19 protein-coding genes are annotated in these 17,255 nt (G+C 41.6%); 8 read left to right on the forward strand and 11 right to left on the reverse strand.

The features are described 5' to 3' along the window. Positions 1 to 56: 56 nt before the first annotated feature. The 3 genes from GTQ43_RS00140 to GTQ43_RS00150 form a co-directional block, all read right to left on the reverse strand. Entirely contained in the window at positions 57 to 488 is a 432-nt protein-coding gene (locus GTQ43_RS00140; protein ID WP_265269618.1) for an NUDIX hydrolase, read from the reverse strand. Between the two features lie 8 nt (positions 489 to 496). After that, positions 497 to 949, reverse strand: coding sequence for a DUF3531 family protein (locus GTQ43_RS00145; RefSeq protein WP_265269620.1), 453 nt, complete (start codon positions 947 to 949; stop codon positions 497 to 499). A gap of 118 nt (positions 950 to 1,067) precedes the next feature. Next, entirely contained in the window at positions 1,068 to 2,000 is a 933-nt protein-coding gene (locus GTQ43_RS00150) for a Sll0314/Alr1548 family TPR repeat-containing protein (protein ID WP_265269622.1), read from the reverse strand. 317 nt (positions 2,001 to 2,317) lie between these two features. On the opposite strand from GTQ43_RS00150, the gene GTQ43_RS00155 reads away from it, so the two are divergent. Both GTQ43_RS00155 and rsmG read left to right on the forward strand, forming a co-directional pair. Next, positions 2,318 to 2,992 (forward strand): ABC transporter ATP-binding protein, encoded by a 675-nt coding sequence (locus GTQ43_RS00155; RefSeq protein WP_265269624.1) that lies wholly within the window; start codon positions 2,318 to 2,320, stop codon positions 2,990 to 2,992. Between the two features lie 179 nt (positions 2,993 to 3,171). Then, positions 3,172 to 3,906, forward strand: a complete 735-nt coding sequence (rsmG, locus tag GTQ43_RS00160) for a 16S rRNA (guanine(527)-N(7))-methyltransferase RsmG (RefSeq protein ID WP_265269626.1) — start codon at positions 3,172 to 3,174, stop codon at positions 3,904 to 3,906. Positions 3,907 to 4,040: 134 nt separating this feature from the next. Here the strand turns inward: rsmG and GTQ43_RS00165 are convergent, their stop codons facing one another. Together GTQ43_RS00165 and GTQ43_RS00170 are read right to left on the reverse strand one after the other, a co-directional pair. Further along, the gene (locus tag GTQ43_RS00165; RefSeq protein WP_321162353.1) at positions 4,041 to 4,820 is read right to left on the reverse strand and encodes a superoxide dismutase; all 780 of its coding nucleotides are present in this window, start codon (positions 4,818 to 4,820) and stop codon (positions 4,041 to 4,043) included. Between the two features lie 232 nt (positions 4,821 to 5,052). Beyond that, on the reverse strand, positions 5,053 to 5,244 hold the full coding sequence (locus tag GTQ43_RS00170) for a hypothetical protein (protein ID WP_265269627.1): 192 nt from the start codon (positions 5,242 to 5,244) through the stop codon (positions 5,053 to 5,055). 264 nt (positions 5,245 to 5,508) lie between these two features. Between GTQ43_RS00170 and GTQ43_RS00175 the strand changes: the two genes are divergently transcribed. Beyond that, positions 5,509 to 6,174 carry an RNA-guided endonuclease InsQ/TnpB family protein gene (locus GTQ43_RS00175; RefSeq protein WP_265273628.1) on the forward strand — a complete coding sequence of 222 codons (666 nt, stop codon included), beginning with the start codon at positions 5,509 to 5,511 and terminating at the stop codon, positions 6,172 to 6,174. Between the two features lie 5 nt (positions 6,175 to 6,179). Continuing rightward, positions 6,180 to 6,545 (forward strand): transposase, encoded by a 366-nt coding sequence (locus GTQ43_RS00180; RefSeq protein WP_265269629.1) that lies wholly within the window; start codon positions 6,180 to 6,182, stop codon positions 6,543 to 6,545. A gap of 38 nt (positions 6,546 to 6,583) precedes the next feature. On the opposite strand, the gene GTQ43_RS00185 is transcribed toward GTQ43_RS00180, so the two are convergent. Further along, on the reverse strand, positions 6,584 to 7,267 hold the full coding sequence (locus GTQ43_RS00185; protein ID WP_265273629.1) for a Uma2 family endonuclease: 684 nt from the start codon (positions 7,265 to 7,267) through the stop codon (positions 6,584 to 6,586). A gap of 161 nt (positions 7,268 to 7,428) precedes the next feature. Here GTQ43_RS00185 and GTQ43_RS00190 point away from each other — a divergent pair, with 161 nt between their 5' ends. Beyond that, entirely contained in the window at positions 7,429 to 7,659 is a 231-nt protein-coding gene (locus GTQ43_RS00190; protein WP_265269631.1) for a hypothetical protein, read from the forward strand. Here the strand turns inward: GTQ43_RS00190 and GTQ43_RS00195 are convergent. The 4 genes from GTQ43_RS00195 to GTQ43_RS00210 are packed head-to-tail and all read right to left on the reverse strand — an operon-like array spanning position 7,614 to position 10,003. Further along, positions 7,614 to 8,765 carry an ABC transporter ATP-binding protein gene (locus tag GTQ43_RS00195; RefSeq protein ID WP_265269633.1) on the reverse strand — a complete coding sequence of 384 codons (1,152 nt, stop codon included), beginning with the start codon at positions 8,763 to 8,765 and terminating at the stop codon, positions 7,614 to 7,616. The two genes, GTQ43_RS00190 and GTQ43_RS00195, sit on opposite strands and share 46 nt — an antisense overlap. Before the next feature lie 51 nt (positions 8,766 to 8,816). After that, positions 8,817 to 9,083: a hypothetical protein gene (locus GTQ43_RS00200; RefSeq protein WP_265269635.1), complete on the reverse strand. Its 267-nt coding sequence runs from the start codon at positions 9,081 to 9,083 to the stop codon at positions 8,817 to 8,819. Next, a complete protein-coding gene (locus GTQ43_RS00205; protein WP_265269637.1) occupies positions 9,076 to 9,246 on the reverse strand; it encodes a type II toxin-antitoxin system HicB family antitoxin in 171 nt (56 codons plus the stop codon). The genes GTQ43_RS00200 and GTQ43_RS00205 overlap by 8 nt, the downstream gene beginning before the upstream one ends. 28 nt (positions 9,247 to 9,274) lie before the next feature. Then, positions 9,275 to 10,003, reverse strand: a complete 729-nt coding sequence (locus GTQ43_RS00210) for a GUN4 domain-containing protein (RefSeq protein ID WP_265269639.1) — start codon at positions 10,001 to 10,003, stop codon at positions 9,275 to 9,277. 276 nt (positions 10,004 to 10,279) lie between these two features. Between GTQ43_RS00210 and GTQ43_RS00215 the strand changes: the two genes are divergently transcribed. Beyond that, positions 10,280 to 11,701, forward strand: a complete 1,422-nt coding sequence (locus tag GTQ43_RS00215; RefSeq protein WP_265269641.1) for an NADP-dependent isocitrate dehydrogenase — start codon at positions 10,280 to 10,282, stop codon at positions 11,699 to 11,701. A gap of 300 nt (positions 11,702 to 12,001) precedes the next feature. Here the strand turns inward: GTQ43_RS00215 and GTQ43_RS00220 are convergent, their stop codons facing one another. Further along, complete coding sequence (locus GTQ43_RS00220) at positions 12,002 to 12,265, reverse strand: hypothetical protein (protein ID WP_265269643.1); 264 nt, start codon at positions 12,263 to 12,265, stop codon at positions 12,002 to 12,004. Between the two features lie 384 nt (positions 12,266 to 12,649). Between GTQ43_RS00220 and GTQ43_RS00225 the strand changes: the two genes are divergently transcribed. Further along, positions 12,650 to 13,150 (forward strand): hypothetical protein, encoded by a 501-nt coding sequence (locus GTQ43_RS00225; RefSeq protein ID WP_265269644.1) that lies wholly within the window; start codon positions 12,650 to 12,652, stop codon positions 13,148 to 13,150. A gap of 188 nt (positions 13,151 to 13,338) precedes the next feature. Further along, positions 13,339 to 15,747 carry a GH116 family glycosyl hydrolase gene (locus GTQ43_RS00230; protein ID WP_265269646.1) on the forward strand — a complete coding sequence of 803 codons (2,409 nt, stop codon included), beginning with the start codon at positions 13,339 to 13,341 and terminating at the stop codon, positions 15,745 to 15,747. The last annotated feature ends 1,508 nt before the right edge of the window (positions 15,748 to 17,255 follow it).

Consider the following 17,255-nt stretch of genomic DNA (forward strand, 5'->3'; position numbering starts at 1 on the left):
TTCCCTACTTCCCACTCCCTACCTACGCAAATATTTTTATAAATCAAATCGGATTGCTATAGATATTCAAAAAATGCTTCAGGTACTAATCTGAATTCCCCAGATTTCAAGCGAGAGATATCAATCCATAACGCTTTATGTTTATGAGTTTGTGATTCTGAAAAAACTAAACTTTCTAGTTGATAAAATTTTGAATCAACAAAATCGCATTGATAAAGCTGAATAATCTCATGACCTTGCCTACCATTAAATGTAAACAGGTTTTCTATACAACCTAGATATTTAATATTCGTTAATTCTGCCTGAATTTCCTCTTGAAACTCCCGTTGTAGTCCTTCACGACTGGTTTCGCCAAATTCAACCCCACCGCCTAAAGCCCGATAAAATGTCTCTTGCTTTACAGGATCGTAGCCTTCAGAAAGAAATATGCGTTCGCCATCCCGAATTAGCCCCAAGGCTATTACCCTAATTTCCCCTGCTTTATTCATTTTGGTAACTAATTATCGTAAATAGATTGAGGACGGCTTTCGCTATCCTCAATAGGCCAGTCTGGGTTTTCACCGCCGATGTACAATTCTTCAATAGTGACATATTCTTCACTTAGCTGTGTGAGAGCGTTGAGTAGAATATCCAGAGCGATCGCATCACTGGTTCCTAAGTCAAACCAACAACGCCCCCACTGTCCTTCATATTCAAACTCACCGATGTTGTGCATCAGTGCTAACAGGCTTTTGTCATACCCCTGTGCATCATAATTCATGTAGCTGATATCGAGTCCAGTATCCTGCACCTGAAGATTCTCTGCATTAAATGCACCCAATTTACCTAGATAAAACCAGGAATTGAAAACTTCTTCTACATACTGCTTTTCACGCGCAGAAGGATTTGTGTTAAATTTCAGCCAAATCCACATATCAAAAGGATTAATTTCGCGGAACTGAATTTCCATTTTTGTCTAATATCTCTAGTACTCTTCTGAAAATAAGCATATCAAAGTGGGGAGTGGGGGTAGAGGGGATGAGGGGGCAAGAGGACAAACAAGTATTTTCCCAATGCCCAATGCCCAATTACCCAGCATTATTTAGGCTAACAGCACTTCTGCGTTCACGCTCAATTTGTTTGACTAAATCGCCTGGGAGTTGGGGTTTTTTAGTCAATGCTTTGTCAAAATTAGCGATCGCTTCCTGGATCATCTGCTGGCTTTTTTGCTGTTGTCCCAGTTTTTTCAGGATTTGGGCTTTGAGATAATAAATTTCTGGATTATCGGATGTGGTTTTAAGTGCGCGATTGACATATTCTAGTGCTTGTGGATACCGTTTTAAATCCCGGTAAGCAAGAGCAATACCCCGATCTACTAGATACCCAGGAGCAGCATTTTGTTCTAAACGTCCAATTGCCTGATCTGGGCTAGCAAACGGCAAATTAACCGCTAACAATAAATCCATATAACCCTTGATTAAATTCAGTTCTGGATCGTTGGCAGAAATTGCTTCAGCTTTATCTAAATATTCATAAACTTGCCGTAATCGACCAAAGGCTTGCGGCACACCGTTGACAGTACCCTCACGGGTGAGAATAACTGCTCCCTCTAAAAAATGACCAACGGCAGTGTATAAATTACCACGTAATGGATCGCTAGAAATCAGTTTTTGTCCGGTTTCTAGAGTTTTCTGACTGTAGGTGTCTAGTTTCGCCCAATCCTTATTTCCGTGTGCTAAAGATGCCTTTATCGCATAAGCTAGAGGTTCATTTGGTTCTTTCGATATTGCTTGTTCTAGATAACGATCTGCTATTGGATAGTTGCCCTGTTGGAAAATCGCTTTAAAAGCTGCTTCTGTTTGGTCGCCAATTTGATGGGGTTCACGATTGCGAAACGGATCGCCAGCCAGGGAGGGATTGACCCATAGATTAAGTGCGATCGCAGCGCTAAAAGTAGTCTGAGCAAGGGTAGTCAGTCTTGCAGACACTACTAATCTAGGCGAAAAAAACCTTTTATTCATTTTAACCCTCAGAATAATTGCGGTTGAAATAGTTGTATGTGTTACTTAGAATGCAAAAAATGATTAATTTTAACTTGCCTTTGCTTCAACCAAAATTTTCGTGTATGAAGGTTGACTTTGGTAATTTTTTCGGGTTCCTAGGCTCGTTATAGCCATTGTTTGAGAGTGAGTCTGCCACAATGGAGAAAAATTGAATAATTCTTGCTGCTAGATTAAGGTGTTAATCCAGGTAATGCTCTATAAATTTTTCTAGGATTTTCCAGATCCTCTCAGTGTAGCTAATCAGTAATTTGCTGACTTTTTGGTAATCTTAACAAATGCTCTATCTCCGAAATGTAAATTATCATCCTACAGCGTGTCCAACAGCGATTCTTAAATCGATCAACTTAGAATTAGCACCCCAGCAACTAGGTCTGATTATTGGCCCCAGTGGTTCAGGAAAAAGTACCTTATTAGAAATTTTGTCGGGATTAGCAGAACCCACTACAGGCGCACTCTTCTGGCGGGAACAAGAACTTATAGCCGAACAGCTACAACAATTGGCTGGGTTGGTATTTCAGTTTCCAGAACGACACTTTTGCGGTGGTTCGATTTTAGAAGAATTGCGTTTAGGACATCCTGAGTTAGGCTCAGAACGAGTCAGACAATCCTTAAGTGAGGTGGGATTAGAGCATTTATCGCTTTCTGCCGCCCCTCATGCTTTAAGTGGTGGTCAGCAACGACGTTTAGCTTTGGCGGTGCAATTGATTCGCCAGCCAAATTTACTGTTATTAGATGAACCCACCGCTGGGTTAGATTGGTCAATGCGTCGGCAACTGGTAAATTTATTAGCGAAATTGAAACAAGATTGGACGTTGTTGGTAGTGACACACGATGCTGGGGATCTGTTAGCGATCGCAGATAGTTGCTGGACACTTAACCACGGCGAACTACAATCAGTAGACCCAAAGACACTAGAAGCCAAAGTCAAAGAACCTTTACCATCGGTATGAGTGGGGAGTGGGGAGGATGAGGGAGACAAGGGAGACAAGGAGGAATTTTTAACAAGTTTCTTCCCCAGTTCCCAATTCCCAATTCCCAATTCCCAATTCCCAATTCCCAATTCCCAATTCCCAATTCCCAATTCCCAATTCCCAATTCCCAATTCCCAATTCCCAATTCCCAATTCCAAATGACTAACTTATTGCCTGAGATGGCAGAAATATGGCAGCAAACTTTGAATTGGCAACCAACTGTCCAACAACAAGAACAATTTCAAAGGCTTTATGAGTTAATCCTAGAAGGTAATCGCCAACTAAATTTAACTCGCATTACTGACCCTCAAGAGTTTTGGGAAAAACATCTCTGGGATTCTCTACGAGGAATTGTACCTCTGTTATCAGCAAATTTATCCTCTGCTCCTCCTGCTCTTATCGATATTGGTACAGGTGCTGGTTTTCCAGGCGTTCCAGTGACAATTGCAGTGCCTAATTGCACAATTACCCTTGTCGATTCAACTCGGAAAAAAATTACTTTTCTCGACAATATATTAACTGAACTTGCTCTTACAAATGCCAAAACTCTCGTTGATAGGGCTGAAGAAATTGGTCAGCACCCCCGGCATCGACTAGCTTATGATATTGCATTGATCCGTGCTGTAGGGCCAGCCTCTGTCTGTGCAGAATATACCTTACCACTTCTCAAACAGAGAGGTTTAGCCATAATCTATCGCGGTAATTGGACAGAGGATGAAACAACTACTTTGCAGAATGCTGTAAAGCTGTTGGGTGGAAAAATTGAATTAATTGAACAATTTACAACACCCCTGAGTCACAGCATTAGGCACTGTGTGTATTTGCGGAAGATCGCCACCACACCAATTCAGTTTCCCCGTCCTATTGGTGTGCCTACTCAAAAACCTCTTTGACTAACAGTAGTAAGAGACGCAATAAAAGAGACGCGATAAATCGCCGTCTTTACAATAATCAGTCCTTCGTTCTGACGGCAATTTATCGCGGATTTGGGATCTATATATTTTTATTTCTCTCTTCGTCCCAATTTTTAAGCAAATTTACTTGCTGTTGCAAACCGCTTATTAATCTCATCCCAATTAACCACGTTCCACCAAGCATCTAAATAATCGGCGCGGCGATTTTGGTAATTGAGATAATATGCATGTTCCCATACATCATTACCCAGAATAGGATATTTACCTACACTTAAGGGACTATCTTGGTTAGCTGTAGTTGTCACTTCCAACTTGCCACCTTTGTTACGCACTAGCCAAACCCAACCACTACCAAAACGACTGGCACCAGCTTCGTTAAACTGTTTTTTAAAAGCTGCAAAACTGCCAAAATTTTGATTAATTGCGGAGGCTATATCTCCTGTGGGTTCGCCTCCACCTTTCGGCTTCATAATTTTCCAAAACATTGAGTGGTTCACATGACCACCGCCATTATTGCGTACTGTTTTGCGAATATCTTGTGGTACTTTGTCAAGTTTCTGCAATAGTTCTTCGACAGTTTTACCTTTGAGTTCTGGGTGTTTATCTAAGGCTGCATTCAGGTTTTTTACATAAGTTGCGTGGTGTTTATCGTGGTGAAATTGCATCGTTTTGGCATCGATATGTGGTTCCAGGGCTTCGTAGGCGTAAGCTAAAGGCGGTAGTTGGATCGCACCTGTTTTATCTGATGTTTTATTTGGTGTTGTTTCAGGAGTTGTTGCAGGTGTTGCAGTGTTTCCATTAGGAGATTTCTCTGCCAATGCACAAGCATCTAATGCAAAAGCACCTGCTCCTGCTGTGAGTAAAAACAACAAATGCCGTCGATTAATAGTCATATAAGTTTTTGCAGCGAATCAATTATGTCTCTATTGCAGTTTTCATTTTCTTAGATTTTGGCTACAAAAAATTGGGAATTGGGGATTATTTCTGGCAGTTTAAGAAACTATTTATAAGTGCTTCGGAGTGTAAAATATAATTATTTTGTGTGCAATCGCTGTAATTGGTGGCGAGGGATAGGTTAGCGATCGCATCCAGAATCATTACCACACCGCCGTTAATCCAATTTTTTCACAAGCTCACCAGCGATAATTGCCGCACCACCTCATCAATTCGTTCGCTAACGTTACCACCACGCGCTAGCCATTTCTTAGTTTGTGGAAGTATCGTGACCGTAACTCTGACCTTGCCTTTCTTTGCATCGTGCGATCGCACAAGGGGGAATTTTGAGAAGGATGTGAGATTTTTGGCGCTAGTCTTCATTCTCAGAGTTATTCATTAACTCGCGTAGGCGGTGGATATTTTCCGGCTTGACGGTAAGCAGCGTGGGTTCTCTAGCAGCTATCACAAATCATCCTCAGCATTCTTTTTGGCGATTATCAGCGCTGCAAATAGGGTTTTTATCAGAAAAATGGGTTTAAAACCCCGTACTTCTAGCGCGGCTTTAATTAGTTAGTATTCTTACAGAAAAGCGCTCTCGCCGCAAGGACACAAGCATGGTATGAAGATCAAAAACGAGTTGGTTACATTGAAACTTCAGCAATGCTAACTAATTGGAAAAAACAAGACGACTTGCAATTTCTTAATGATGTTAGCAGTGTGCCATTACAGCAAGGCTTGCGACATCTGCAAACAGCATTCAGCAACTTCTTTGCGGGACGGGCTAAATACCCTAACTTCAAGAAAAAGCATAGCGGCGGTAATGCTGAATTTACCAAGGCAGCTTTTAAGTTCAAAGATAGGCAAATATTTCTTGCTAAAAGTCCTACAGCATTAGACATTCGTTGGAGTAGAGAACTGCCCCAAGGTGCGGAACCATCCACGATTACGGTAAAACTGTCGCCCTCTGGACGCTGGACTGTTTCAATGTTGGTAGATGTCGAAATTCAAAAATTACCTGAATCTACCAACCAAGTTGGCGTTGACTTGGGTATCATGTGCTTAGTTGCCTTGAGTACAGGTGAAAAAGTTGCTAATCCCAAAGGATTTAAGGCAAAAAAAGCGAAATTAAGTAAAGCGCAAAAAGCGTTAAGTCGTAAGCAAAAAGGGTCTAATAATCGCCATAAAGCTCGACTTAAAGTAGCCAAGGTTCATGTTCAAATAAGTGATGCCCGAAGCGATTTTCTTCATAAGTTAACGACTCGATTGGTACGTGAAAACCAAACAATTGCTGTTGAGGAGCAAAGCTCGTGAAGAATATGGTGAAGAATCAGAAACTTGCTCTTGCTATCAGTGATGCTAGCTGGGGTGAATTGGTCAGGCAACTTGAATATAAGTGCGACTGGTATGGTCGAAACTTTGTCAAGATTGACCGTTGGTTTCCAAGTTCCAAACGGTGTACTGAGTGTGGACACATCGTTGATAAGCTGCCCCTGAATATCAGAGAGTGGGATTGCCCAAAATGCAGTACACATAACGATAGAGATATCAATGCTAGTAAGAATATTTTGGCTGCGGGACTCGCAGTTTCAGTCTGTGGAGCGAACGTAAGACCCTTCAGCCTTAAGGCTGAAGGGCAGTTGCAAAAAACCCGTAAGGGAAAGAAGCAGAAACCTAAGTCGTGAGTCTTAGGAATCCCCGACCGTTTACGGCGGGGAGGATGTCAACAATAACGCACTGAAAAAATTTGTTCAACAGTTAGATTTAAATCTGGAAATGTTGGGGATTCTATACGCTCGTCTCCTCTAAACTGTTTACCACGATATTCACCCTCATCACTTAAAAAGTAAATAGTGATTGTTGGCTGTTTGGGGTCGCCTATCAATTCCTTGCTACCCAAAGCAGCATAATCCACAATCCAATATTCTTGAATACCCATTTCTTCATAGTCGGCAAACTTTTTATGATAATCATCTCTCCAGTTAGTACTGACCCTTACGGGTTTGTCAGTTGCTTTAACGCGGGGAACCCGCGCAACGCACTGACTCACAACTTCAATCACTAATGGAATTGAATCTGGTTTACTAAGGATAGATTGTTTCTCCCATAATGGTTCATTACCCAAGTTAGAAAAATTCATTAATAAAACATCAGGATAGTAGCCTGAAATTTTATTTTCTGGCTTCACTGTGGCGGTTTTAGGTATACCGTAATAAAGTTTAAGACGAAGACATTCATACCCTAACATCATTGTTAAAAATGCTACTATTTGCTCGTGTTTCCCTGATGGTGGCGGCATTTGAATAATATGTCCATCGTGTAATTCATAACGAATGTTTTCCGATTGTGTTTCTAAAAACTCTAAATATTCATCAAATGTAAATAGTTTTTGTAGTGATTGAATCATTATTTCATCCTGATTATGGATATAAACACTTCTCACTGCTGTAACCTGAAAATTAAGAGTTAACGGGGTGTAGCGGCCAAAGGTGAAAGTAAATCGGCATAGACGCGCCAAGGTTCTTACTCAGCAAGAGATACAGCAAATTTTCGCTATTTGATTAACAAATGACCGCGATCGCACGACGCAAGGGCAAGGTCAGAGTTACGGTCAAAAATTGGATTAACGGCGGTGTGGTGATGATTCTGGATGCGATCGCTAACCTATCCCTCGCCACCAATTACAGCGATTGCCCCTACACTCCGTCACAGCGATCGCCCACAAAACAATTATATTTTACACTCCGAAGCGCTTATAATACCCTGTCCCCAGTTTTGGGATCAAATACAAACAAGTGATTTAAATCGAGTTGTAGAGAAAGGCGATCGCCTGGACGCAAACGCACGTCCCCACCCACCTGAATATTTAACATCACCGCCGAACCAGGTAAGCCAGCGCGAATCAAAGTTTCCCTTCCCAAAGGTTCCACCACCTTAACTTCTACAATCAGCCGACTCTCATTTCCTTCTTGGCGACTTGGTGAATCAGCGCTGTAGGCGGGTTTCCCGCCGTAGGCGACTGTGAACCCGGAGGGCGGTTCGTCAATAAAAATATGCTCTGGACGAATCCCCAAATCATAACTGTATCCCTGACGAAAATGTAATTTTTCATTCACCTCTGCCGAAACCGTTAATAACTGTCCACTCACATCAAAACCGTTATCTTGATAGATTGCAGGCAAAATATTCATTGGTGGACTACCTAAAAAACTTGCCACCATCTGATTAGCAGGACTTGCGTAAATACTTTGGGGATCGCCGATTTGTTGAATTCGCCCGCGATTTAGCACGACAATTTTATCAGCTAAAGTCATCGCTTCAACTTGGTCGTGGGTAACGTAAATAGTTGTAATGCCTAACTTTTGATGTAACTGTTTCAATTCTGCCCTTGTATCATCGCGCAATTGGGCATCTAAATTAGATAAAGGTTCATCAAGTAAAAACACTTGGGGTTCACGAGCGATCGCTCTTCCTAATGCTACTCGTTGTTGCTGTCCCCCAGAAAGTTGTTTGGGTTTACGATCCAGCAGGTGATCCAGAGAAAGCGATCGCGCCACATTCAGCACCCGTTCTTGAATGATTTTTCGGTCAACCTTCCGCATCTGCAAGCCAAAGCCGATGTTTTCCGCCACGCTCATGTGAGGATAGAGGGCGTAGTTTTGGAATACCATCGCTACATCCCGTTGTCTGGCTGGGATATTATTCACCAAGCGATCGCCAATGAAGAGTTTACCTGATGTAGCAGTTTCTAAACCTGCGATCGTTCGCAAAATTGTAGACTTACCACAACCCGATGGCCCCACTAAAACCCAAAACTCGCCATCAGGAATTTCAAAGGTAATATCCTCAATCGCGGTGACATTATTAAATCTACGCTTAATATCTTCTAGACGAACGTTTGCCATTATCTAATTTGATATTTTCAGTTTTGGATCTGTGGCACTTCCAACTAAGCATTAGGAGGTTTTATCCGCCCCATCTGAGGAATTTTGAGACTGCTTTGTAAGTGCAGAAACTTGGTTGTCCTGCATAACTCTAATCAGAAACCATAGAGCCTCATTGACAGTATCGGCATTAGGAAAAACCTCTGCGACATCAGGTTCTAAACGGATTGTTGTCTTACCAAAACTCTTTCGTTCAGAACCAAAGTTTCTGACTTTTAGGCTCTTTAAGTCATACTCTGATCGCAGACTACAGCATGATATTTCTGACTTCTCACACATTCTCTAAACAAAGTTCAATTACTTCTTTCATATTAGCCATCAACTCATCAATTGTTTCTCCTTGACTGTAACAGGCTTGTAGCTGAGGGACTTCTCCGACATAGTAGCCATCTTCATCTCGTTCAATGATGACGTAGAATTCTCGCTTAGTGGGATTGATCATAATCTATTTGTCCGTAAGCTCAAAATCATTATTTTTCTAAATTCTTTGTCCAAGCTGGGTGAGAGAGTAAAGAAGCAAAGACTCGTACCCCCCGCAGTTGATTAGAGAGGGGTAAATGACCTCTAGGCGCACTCAAATCCCAGGTAAAGCTGTTTGGGTATCGCGTCCAGTTATTACCTTCTTTCCAGCCAATTTTTGGCCAGAAATTCTCCCAATTTTTACCTAAACTCAACCAGATTTCTCGCTGCACCGAAAAGCCAAATTTACCTTCAGAGTGGACTAACCAAAGGTTGTTAATGGTTTGCAAATCAACAGCCGAGGTATTTTCTACCTCAGTAAAGTACAACCATTTGCGTTGTACAGCCGTTGGCCCTGATAGTTCACACATTTTTTCGATGGTGACGCGATCGGCTGCTTGGAAGTCTTGAGTAGCAAGTAGCTGTTGCAAAGAATTGTAGTTAATCCCGCACTCTGATTTTAGAGGTACAATTCCTTCAGGAAAACACGATCGCAGAAATTCTTTGGCTTGAGGTGCATCGGAATTGTAAAGGACTTGGTAAGCTTTGCCATCAATCCAAGTTGCTGGGTTCTCACGTCGTTTCAGTAAAAATTCCATCAACACGTCTAATCCCTCATTACCCAACTCAGCTAACTGTGGGATTATCTGTTGTTGGACTTTTTCAGACCCGGCGATTAACGGTCGTCGCAGGGAGTCGATGTCATTAGCAGGGCCTGATAAAATCATTGGGTCTGTCATGCCATTCTCGTTTTAGCGGTCAGTGAAAGAGTGGTAAGCTATCGGGCATTCTCCAAAGTGGAGCATTGATAGCGAAAAGTAGTTTACTATTTTTGATCGTACAAAATTGCGATCGCTTCACTGAAATCCCACACTTAATCCCCAAATAATGTACAAGGGGAATAGGGGGAAAATCTGTGCCTTCTGGCTTGGTGAACAAAAGACATAGCAAAATATACAAGCCTGCCACATAAAGATTTTTTGACTAGCAGCGTATCGATTAGGAGTGTGTGAACGATGTACGACAAGATTACCCCCCCCGCAGCCGGAGCAAAGATTGCCTTCAAAAATGGTGAACCAATCGTACCGGACAATCCAATTATCCCTTTTATTCGCGGCGACGGCACAGGTATCGACATCTGGCCTGCTACCCAAAAAGTTCTCGATGCTGCGGTAGCTAAAGCATACAAGGGTCAGCGTAAAATCAGTTGGTTCAAGGTTTACGCTGGTGACGAAGCTTGTGATTTATACGGTACTTATCAGTATTTACCTCAAGATACTCTCACGGCAATTGAAGAGTATGGTGTGGCTATTAAAGGGCCTTTGACAACTCCCATTGGGGGAGGAATTCGTTCTTTAAATGTGGCACTACGCCAAATTTTTGACTTGTATGCTTGCGTGCGTCCTTGCCGTTACTATGCAGGTACGCCCTCTCCCCACAAAAATCCCGAAAAGCTGGATGTAATTGTTTATCGAGAGAATACGGAAGATATTTATTTAGGCATTGAATGGCGACAAGGTAGCGAAATCGGCGATCGCTTAATTAAAATTCTCAATGAAGAATTAATCCCCGCCACCCCAGAACATGGTAAAAAACGCATTCCTCTTGATTCTGGTATTGGCATTAAACCCATCAGCAAAACTGGTTCTCAGCGCCTAGTCAGACGTGCCATCAAACACGCCCTACTATTGCCCAAAAACAAGCAACAAGTGACTTTGGTGCATAAGGGCAACATCATGAAGTACACCGAAGGCGCTTTCCGCGATTGGGGGTATGAACTAGCAACCAGTGAATTTCGCCAAGAAACTGTCACTGAACAAGAATCTTGGATTTTGAGTAACAAGGAAAAAAATCCGAATATTTCCTTGGAAGAAAATGCCCGCCAGATTGAACCTGGGTTTGATAATCTCACCCCAGACAAGAAAGCGCAAGTTGTCAAGGAAGTTGAAACTGTTCTTAACACAATTTGGTCAACCCACGGCAATGGTAAGTGGAAAGAAAAAGTTTTGGTGAATGACCGGATTGCTGACAGTATTTTTCAACAAATCCAAACCAGACCGGATGAGTATTCGATTTTGGCAACGATGAACTTGAACGGCGATTACTTGTCTGATGCCGCCGCCGCTATTGTTGGGGGATTGGGAATGGGGCCAGGGGCAAATATTGGTGATTCTAGTGCCATATTTGAGGCTACCCACGGCACTGCACCTAAACACGCCGGCTTAGATCGGATTAATCCTGGTTCAGTGATTTTGTCTGGGGTGATGATGCTGGAGTTTCTGGGTTGGCAAGAAGCCGCAGACCTAATTAAGAAAGGTTTAAGCGATGCGATCGCAAATAGTCAAGTCACCTACGATTTAGCCCGGTTGCTAGAACCACCAGTTGAACCCTTAAAATGTTCTGAATTTGCCGACGCAATTATTCAGCATTTCGGTTAATTTCATTAGGGTTAATCAACAGCACCTAAAAGGCTAATACCGGGCTACAACAAATAAGTTCTCTGAGTACATCAGATTTAGTCCTTGAGGTTTGCTCACAATAAGCCTCAAGGACTTGATATTCTTCACTAGAAATACTAAAAGGATGTTTTAAAAGTCCTCTGGTCGGTAGCAAAAAGTTTTAGATCCCCCTAAATCCCCCGATAAAAAGGGGGACTTTGATTCTTCCCCCTTTTTAAGGGGGGTTAGGGGGGATCAACAAGTCCCTAAAATTACAGCCAACCACTTTTAAAACATCCTCTAAGAAACTTTCGGTTGCTGCCATAAGATGAGTTTCAATTCAGAGCAGTTGCAAGCCCCATTACTAATTTCTCCTTCGTGTTCAGCTAACCAATCATAAATTTGTGCCGCTTTTACCAATGCTATCTTTTCTGAACGATAAAGTTCAGGAGTAGGGCAGTAGGCTTGACCATTGATGTGTATAGCTACAATCTGCCAATAATCGCTCTCTGGTACAACTTCTAAAAAACCGTTACTGTAAGACTCGATTATTCCTATATTCATCTATATCATCAAACTTTCTAAAGTTGTCCACAACAAAGCCGATGCCAGCCAATTCTTGCAAGTCGAAGCTGGAATCATTAAAGAATGCAGTAGCAATCCCTGCTCATAATTGTGGGTTCGTAGTCAATGGAAATCTGAATTATTGGTCACTTTTGGCAAAAATTAAAAGAAAAAACTTCACTATTTCCACTGTTTCCCTAAATCCAGAGCGGTTTCCCCTTTATCAAGCCTCACTTAACAATTTTGGTTGAGGAAGGCAGACTACTGCTAATTTTCCTCTCCTCCAGTGGTATTACCAATAAATTTTAAATAGATAGCGATCGCTAACTCATAATTGGGAACTCTAGTAAAAATTCGATCGATCTGAATTAAGGCAATACAAAAATGAGAGCTAATCAGCAAGTCATGGAAATTACAGGCGCTCCCGGTCAAGTATGGGGATATAGCTTAATTCCAGCAAGGGGAACAATATCTGTCAAAATTACAGGCGATACTCTTGTTGGAACAACCAAGACTGGGTTAGAAAAGAAAGAGACTTGGATACGCATTCAAAATATTGATTCAGTAGAAACATTAGAAGCTCCCATTTATGCATTATTTGGTTTTGGATTATTCCTATCTTTTTCAGCCTTGGGTGCATTCAGTAACTCTTCTTTACTAGGTTTAATTCTAGTTGTTATAGCCGTAGCCCTGATTGTGTATGCAATAACTAATAAACGGAGATATTTAGCTATCTATAGTCATCGAAATACAATGATTGTTTTTATGAATAAGTCCCCAGAAATTTATCAGCAGTTTGCGATGAATGTACTGGCTCTTTCTCGGAAGTTGAATGCACCTGGTAGTATACCAGCAAAACAATCTCAAACTACAATTCAATCTTAATTGATGAAGGTATCTATTTGATTCTAGTTCAAGAAGTACGTGAATCAGCATGCGGTGGTTTTTACTTTGCTTATGGTGATATTCAAAAATTGAGCCAGTAATAAGTTTGGAAATATTTTAATGACTTGAGAAAAATCGCACATCGCGCTAGTCTTCATTGACATAACTGCACGCTGTAACATTAAGCGATGATAAATCAACTCTCTCCAGAAATTCCTTCTTGCACTTGGAGCCGTCCTATCGGTTTAGGCTGGGACAAACCTTATACCGTCCGCTACGTAAGTAATATCGATGATGGCCCTTGGCATGGTATGCCTTTAGGTGGTTTTGGTGCAGGTTGCATCGGTCGTTCTTCACGAGGAGATTTTAATCTATGGCACATCGACGGCGGTGAGCATACCTTCAAAAATATCCCCGCTTGTCAATTCAGTGTGTTTGAATCCAATGGCACGTCTTCCCAAGCCTACGCTTTATCTACGGAAGCGCCTGATGATGGTAGTCTCAAAGCTTGGCAGTGGTATCCGACACTTGCCGGCACTGAGAGGACAGGTAATTATCATGCACTATATCCACGTAGCTGGTTCGTGTATGAAAATGTATTTAAAGCACGGTTGACTTGTGAGCAATTTTCCCCAATTTGGTCAGGTAATTATCAAGAAACTAGCTACCCTGTGGCAATCTTCCTCTGGAATGCCCACAACCCTACAGATGCACCCATTACTCTCAGCATCATGCTCACCTGGCAAAATATGGTGGGTTGGTTTACAAACGCCCTGAAATCTCCGCAAGTGCAGGTGCGTGATGATGGTAGTCCGGTTTACGAATATCAACCGCGCTGGGGCGAAAGTCAAGGGAACTATAACCAAATAGTTGAAAATACACAACAGTTTGGCTGTCTTTTAAATCGGGTTGGTAGCGATCAACCTTTGCAGGAAGGTGATGGAACCTGGTCTATTGCGACGATAAAACATCCCCAGGTGGAAGTATTTCACCACACCCGATGGAATCCTGAAGGTACAGGGGATGAGGTGTGGCAAAGTTTTGCGAAAGATGGTTCTTTAACCAATTATCTAGATCGGACTCCCGTAACAGAAAATACACAATTAGGAGTTGCGATCGCACTGCGTTTCACTCTCCAACCAGGCGAAACTCTAGAAATCCCCTTTTCTCTCGCTTGGGATTTGCCCATCACAGAATTTGCGGCTGGAGTCAACTATTATCGCAGATATACAGACTTTTTTGATCGAAGTGGAAATAATGCTTGGGCGATCGCATCTACTGCACTACAAGAATACCAAACCTGGCAATCGCAAATTCAAAGTTGGCAAAAACCCATTCTCGATCGCGAAGATTTACCCAACTGGTTTAAAATGGCTCTATTTAATGAGCTTTATGACCTCACTAGCGGCGGTACTCTCTGGAGTGCAGCATCAGAACTTGACCCCATTGGTCAGTTTGCAGTACTGGAGTGTCTAGATTACCGTTGGTATGAAAGTCTCGATGTGCGGCTGTATGGCTCTTTTGCCCTGTTGATGCTATTTCCAGAATTAGAAAAGTCGGTAATTCGGGCATTTGCACGGGCGATTCCTGAAGGTGATGATACACCCAGAATTATTGGCTATTATATGACAATTAAAGCCGAAAGCCCAATTGCAGTTCGGAAAGTTCCAGGTGCAACACCCCACGATCTAGGCGCACCCAATGAACACGTTTGGCAGAAAACCAACTACACCAGCTATCAAGACTGCAATTTATGGAAAGACTTGGGTAGTGATTTTGTCTTGCAAGTATACCGCGATTTTCTGCTCACAGGCGCTGACGATGTAGAATTTTTGGCAGATTGCTGGCCTGCGATCGTTCAAACCCTCGACTACCTGAAAACTTTTGACCTTGATGGCGATGGGATTCCCGAAAATTCTGGTGCGCCCGACCAAACCTTTGATGATTGGCGGTTACAGGGTGTCAGCGCCTATTGTGGCGGGTTGTGGTTAGCGGCGTTGGAGGCTGCGATCGCTATTAGTGAGGTTTTATTCGAGAGAAACCTTGTGAATCTAGGGGACTTAGTAGTAAAAAAATCCATCTATCAAGCTTTGTTGGCAAAATCTCGCCCTATCTACGACGAAAAACTTTGGAATGGAAAATATTACAAACTTGATAGTGAAAGCGGTTCTGATGTGGTAATGGCAGATCAATTGTGCGGACAGTTCTACGCCCGATTATTGGACTTACCTGATATTGTACCGAGCGATCGGGCCCTTTCTGCCCTAAAAACAGTTTATGATGCGTGCTTTTTGAAATTTGGCAATGGAGAGTTTGGTGCTGCTAATGGTGTTCGTCCTGACGGTTCACCAGAAAACCCCAAAGCTACCCATCCCCTAGAAGTCTGGACAGGTATAAACTTTGGACTGGCGGCTTTTCTTGTACAAATGGGAATGAAGGACGAAGCTTTGAGGTTGACACAATCTGTAGTGCAGCAAATTTACGACAATGGGCTGCAATTTCGCACCCCTGAAGCTATCACCGCATCGGGTACTTTCCGTGCTAGCACTTACTTACGAGCAATGGCAATCTGGGGAATTTACTTAGTTATTAATTGATTAGCTATCTAAGCGGCTCTTGTTTTGATGCAATAAGTAAGTCGGCGTGAAAATTTCAATGTATGTTATTGCGAGTTTAACGTAAAGTCTCTCCCCGTTGGCCTTAGCCCACCGTTGGGTAAGCAGGGAGAGGCTTTAAAAAGCTATGCCGCAAAATAAGAAATCAAGACTTGCAGTAAGCAGTTCAATGAGGAGCATTTTCAACATCTGGCTATAAACGAGATTTAGTTTCAGTTTTTAGCTTTTCGGTAGAACGAGTCTAAATACTGTTCGGTTAAGGCAAGAGACGCGAAATAATCAGTCCTTCGTCCTGACGGCGATTTATCGCGGATTTGGGATCTATTATTTTCATCAAATAACCTTAAGCGAACTGTAAGTGCGTATGCAAAAATATTTATGTCATTGCGAACGAAGTGAAGCAATCCCAAAGGCTTGGGATTGTTTCGTTTCGCTTCTCTACGAAACGCTCCGCGATCGCTCTACTCTATATTTAATTTTGCATAACTGCTTATGGGAAATAGTCTGTCTTCATCTGAGAAAGCAGAGTATAAATTTGTGATTTTATTTCCTCACTGTTTCCGGAAACTAACGAAAATTTTAGTAATGGTAAGAGTTGAAGGATTGAGAATTCAAGACTAGTGTATACCGACTATATCTTTGTTGTAGACCTAGATATTCTTGTTGAGCAAGGGCACTCATCAGAAACTTGTCTAAATTGGTATTTTCTACTACCCTTTAGCGCAACTACCACTACATCCAAAATCTCAACTTTATAAATATTTTAAATATTAATCATAGAAATTACTGAGGAATTACCTCAATAGTATTATGTGTCTAATTAGCTATGTCTCTATTATTAGATGGGTAATTTTATTTCATAACTAGACTATCTATAAATTACTGACTGATAATCATGAAATATTCATCTTTGTTTTACAGGACTTTTATTTAGTTAAGCTGAAGCTATATTTCTTGTAAATCAAGAAATATTAGGTAATAAACATTATCAGCTAATTGAACTTATTAACAAAATCTGTTCAACGCTATAGCTGATGAATTTTTTATTGTCTAGATTTTCCTATTTGAAAAGTTGTTTTACCTCATACTTAATGGTAAGATTTTCTAGCGACTAGACAATAGTAAAGGTTTTAAATTGGTATTGTGTGGGGGTCAGACCCCTCATAAATTAGCCGAGGAGGACAAAATTCAAAGTTGCACAATAAGCAAGTACGTATCGAAATATATTCAGTAAATTTAGCTTAAAAATCTGCTAGTTTAGTAGATGACATTAACGACAAAAAATAGTATAAAGACGAATGACGTTGTTAAAGCTCAAAGATAAATAAATTTTTTACACTACTCAAAAAAATATGGAAACTTGCCGGAAAATGCTTAATTAAGCAGTAGTAAGAAATACAGGCGTGTTAACAGACAAAATTTATTGAATTAGGAGTTGAGAAAGTTTCAGAGGATAAAACTGCATCTACGAAGAGCTACACCGAGACTTT

This window comes from Nostoc sp. KVJ3 (assembly GCF_026127265.1).
Taxonomy (GTDB): domain Bacteria; phylum Cyanobacteriota; class Cyanobacteriia; order Cyanobacteriales; family Nostocaceae; genus Nostoc.

Coding starts and splice junctions, on each gene's coding strand:
- GTQ43_RS00140 (WP_265269618.1), bottom strand. CDS start 488: ATGAATAAAGCAGGGGAAATTAGGGTAATAGCCTTGGGGCTAATTCGG.
- GTQ43_RS00145 (WP_265269620.1), bottom strand. CDS start 949: ATGGAAATTCAGTTCCGCGAAATTAATCCTTTTGATATGTGGATTTGG.
- GTQ43_RS00150 (WP_265269622.1), bottom strand. CDS start 2,000: ATGAATAAAAGGTTTTTTTCGCCTAGATTAGTAGTGTCTGCAAGACTG.
- GTQ43_RS00155 (WP_265269624.1), top strand. CDS start 2,318: ATGCTCTATCTCCGAAATGTAAATTATCATCCTACAGCGTGTCCAACA.
- rsmG (WP_265269626.1), top strand. CDS start 3,172: ATGACTAACTTATTGCCTGAGATGGCAGAAATATGGCAGCAAACTTTG.
- GTQ43_RS00165 (WP_321162353.1), bottom strand. CDS start 4,820: ATGACTATTAATCGACGGCATTTGTTGTTTTTACTCACAGCAGGAGCA.
- GTQ43_RS00170 (WP_265269627.1), bottom strand. CDS start 5,244: ATGAAGACTAGCGCCAAAAATCTCACATCCTTCTCAAAATTCCCCCTT.
- GTQ43_RS00180 (WP_265269629.1), top strand. CDS start 6,180: ATGGTGAAGAATCAGAAACTTGCTCTTGCTATCAGTGATGCTAGCTGG.
- GTQ43_RS00185 (WP_265273629.1), bottom strand. CDS start 7,267: ATGATTCAATCACTACAAAAACTATTTACATTTGATGAATATTTAGAG.
- GTQ43_RS00190 (WP_265269631.1), top strand. CDS start 7,429: ATGACCGCGATCGCACGACGCAAGGGCAAGGTCAGAGTTACGGTCAAA.
- GTQ43_RS00195 (WP_265269633.1), bottom strand. CDS start 8,765: ATGGCAAACGTTCGTCTAGAAGATATTAAGCGTAGATTTAATAATGTC.
- GTQ43_RS00200 (WP_265269635.1), bottom strand. CDS start 9,083: ATGTGTGAGAAGTCAGAAATATCATGCTGTAGTCTGCGATCAGAGTAT.
- GTQ43_RS00205 (WP_265269637.1), bottom strand. CDS start 9,246: ATGATCAATCCCACTAAGCGAGAATTCTACGTCATCATTGAACGAGAT.
- GTQ43_RS00210 (WP_265269639.1), bottom strand. CDS start 10,003: ATGACAGACCCAATGATTTTATCAGGCCCTGCTAATGACATCGACTCC.
- GTQ43_RS00215 (WP_265269641.1), top strand. CDS start 10,280: ATGTACGACAAGATTACCCCCCCCGCAGCCGGAGCAAAGATTGCCTTC.
- GTQ43_RS00220 (WP_265269643.1), bottom strand. CDS start 12,265: ATGAATATAGGAATAATCGAGTCTTACAGTAACGGTTTTTTAGAAGTT.
- GTQ43_RS00225 (WP_265269644.1), top strand. CDS start 12,650: ATGAGAGCTAATCAGCAAGTCATGGAAATTACAGGCGCTCCCGGTCAA.
- GTQ43_RS00230 (WP_265269646.1), top strand. CDS start 13,339: ATGATAAATCAACTCTCTCCAGAAATTCCTTCTTGCACTTGGAGCCGT.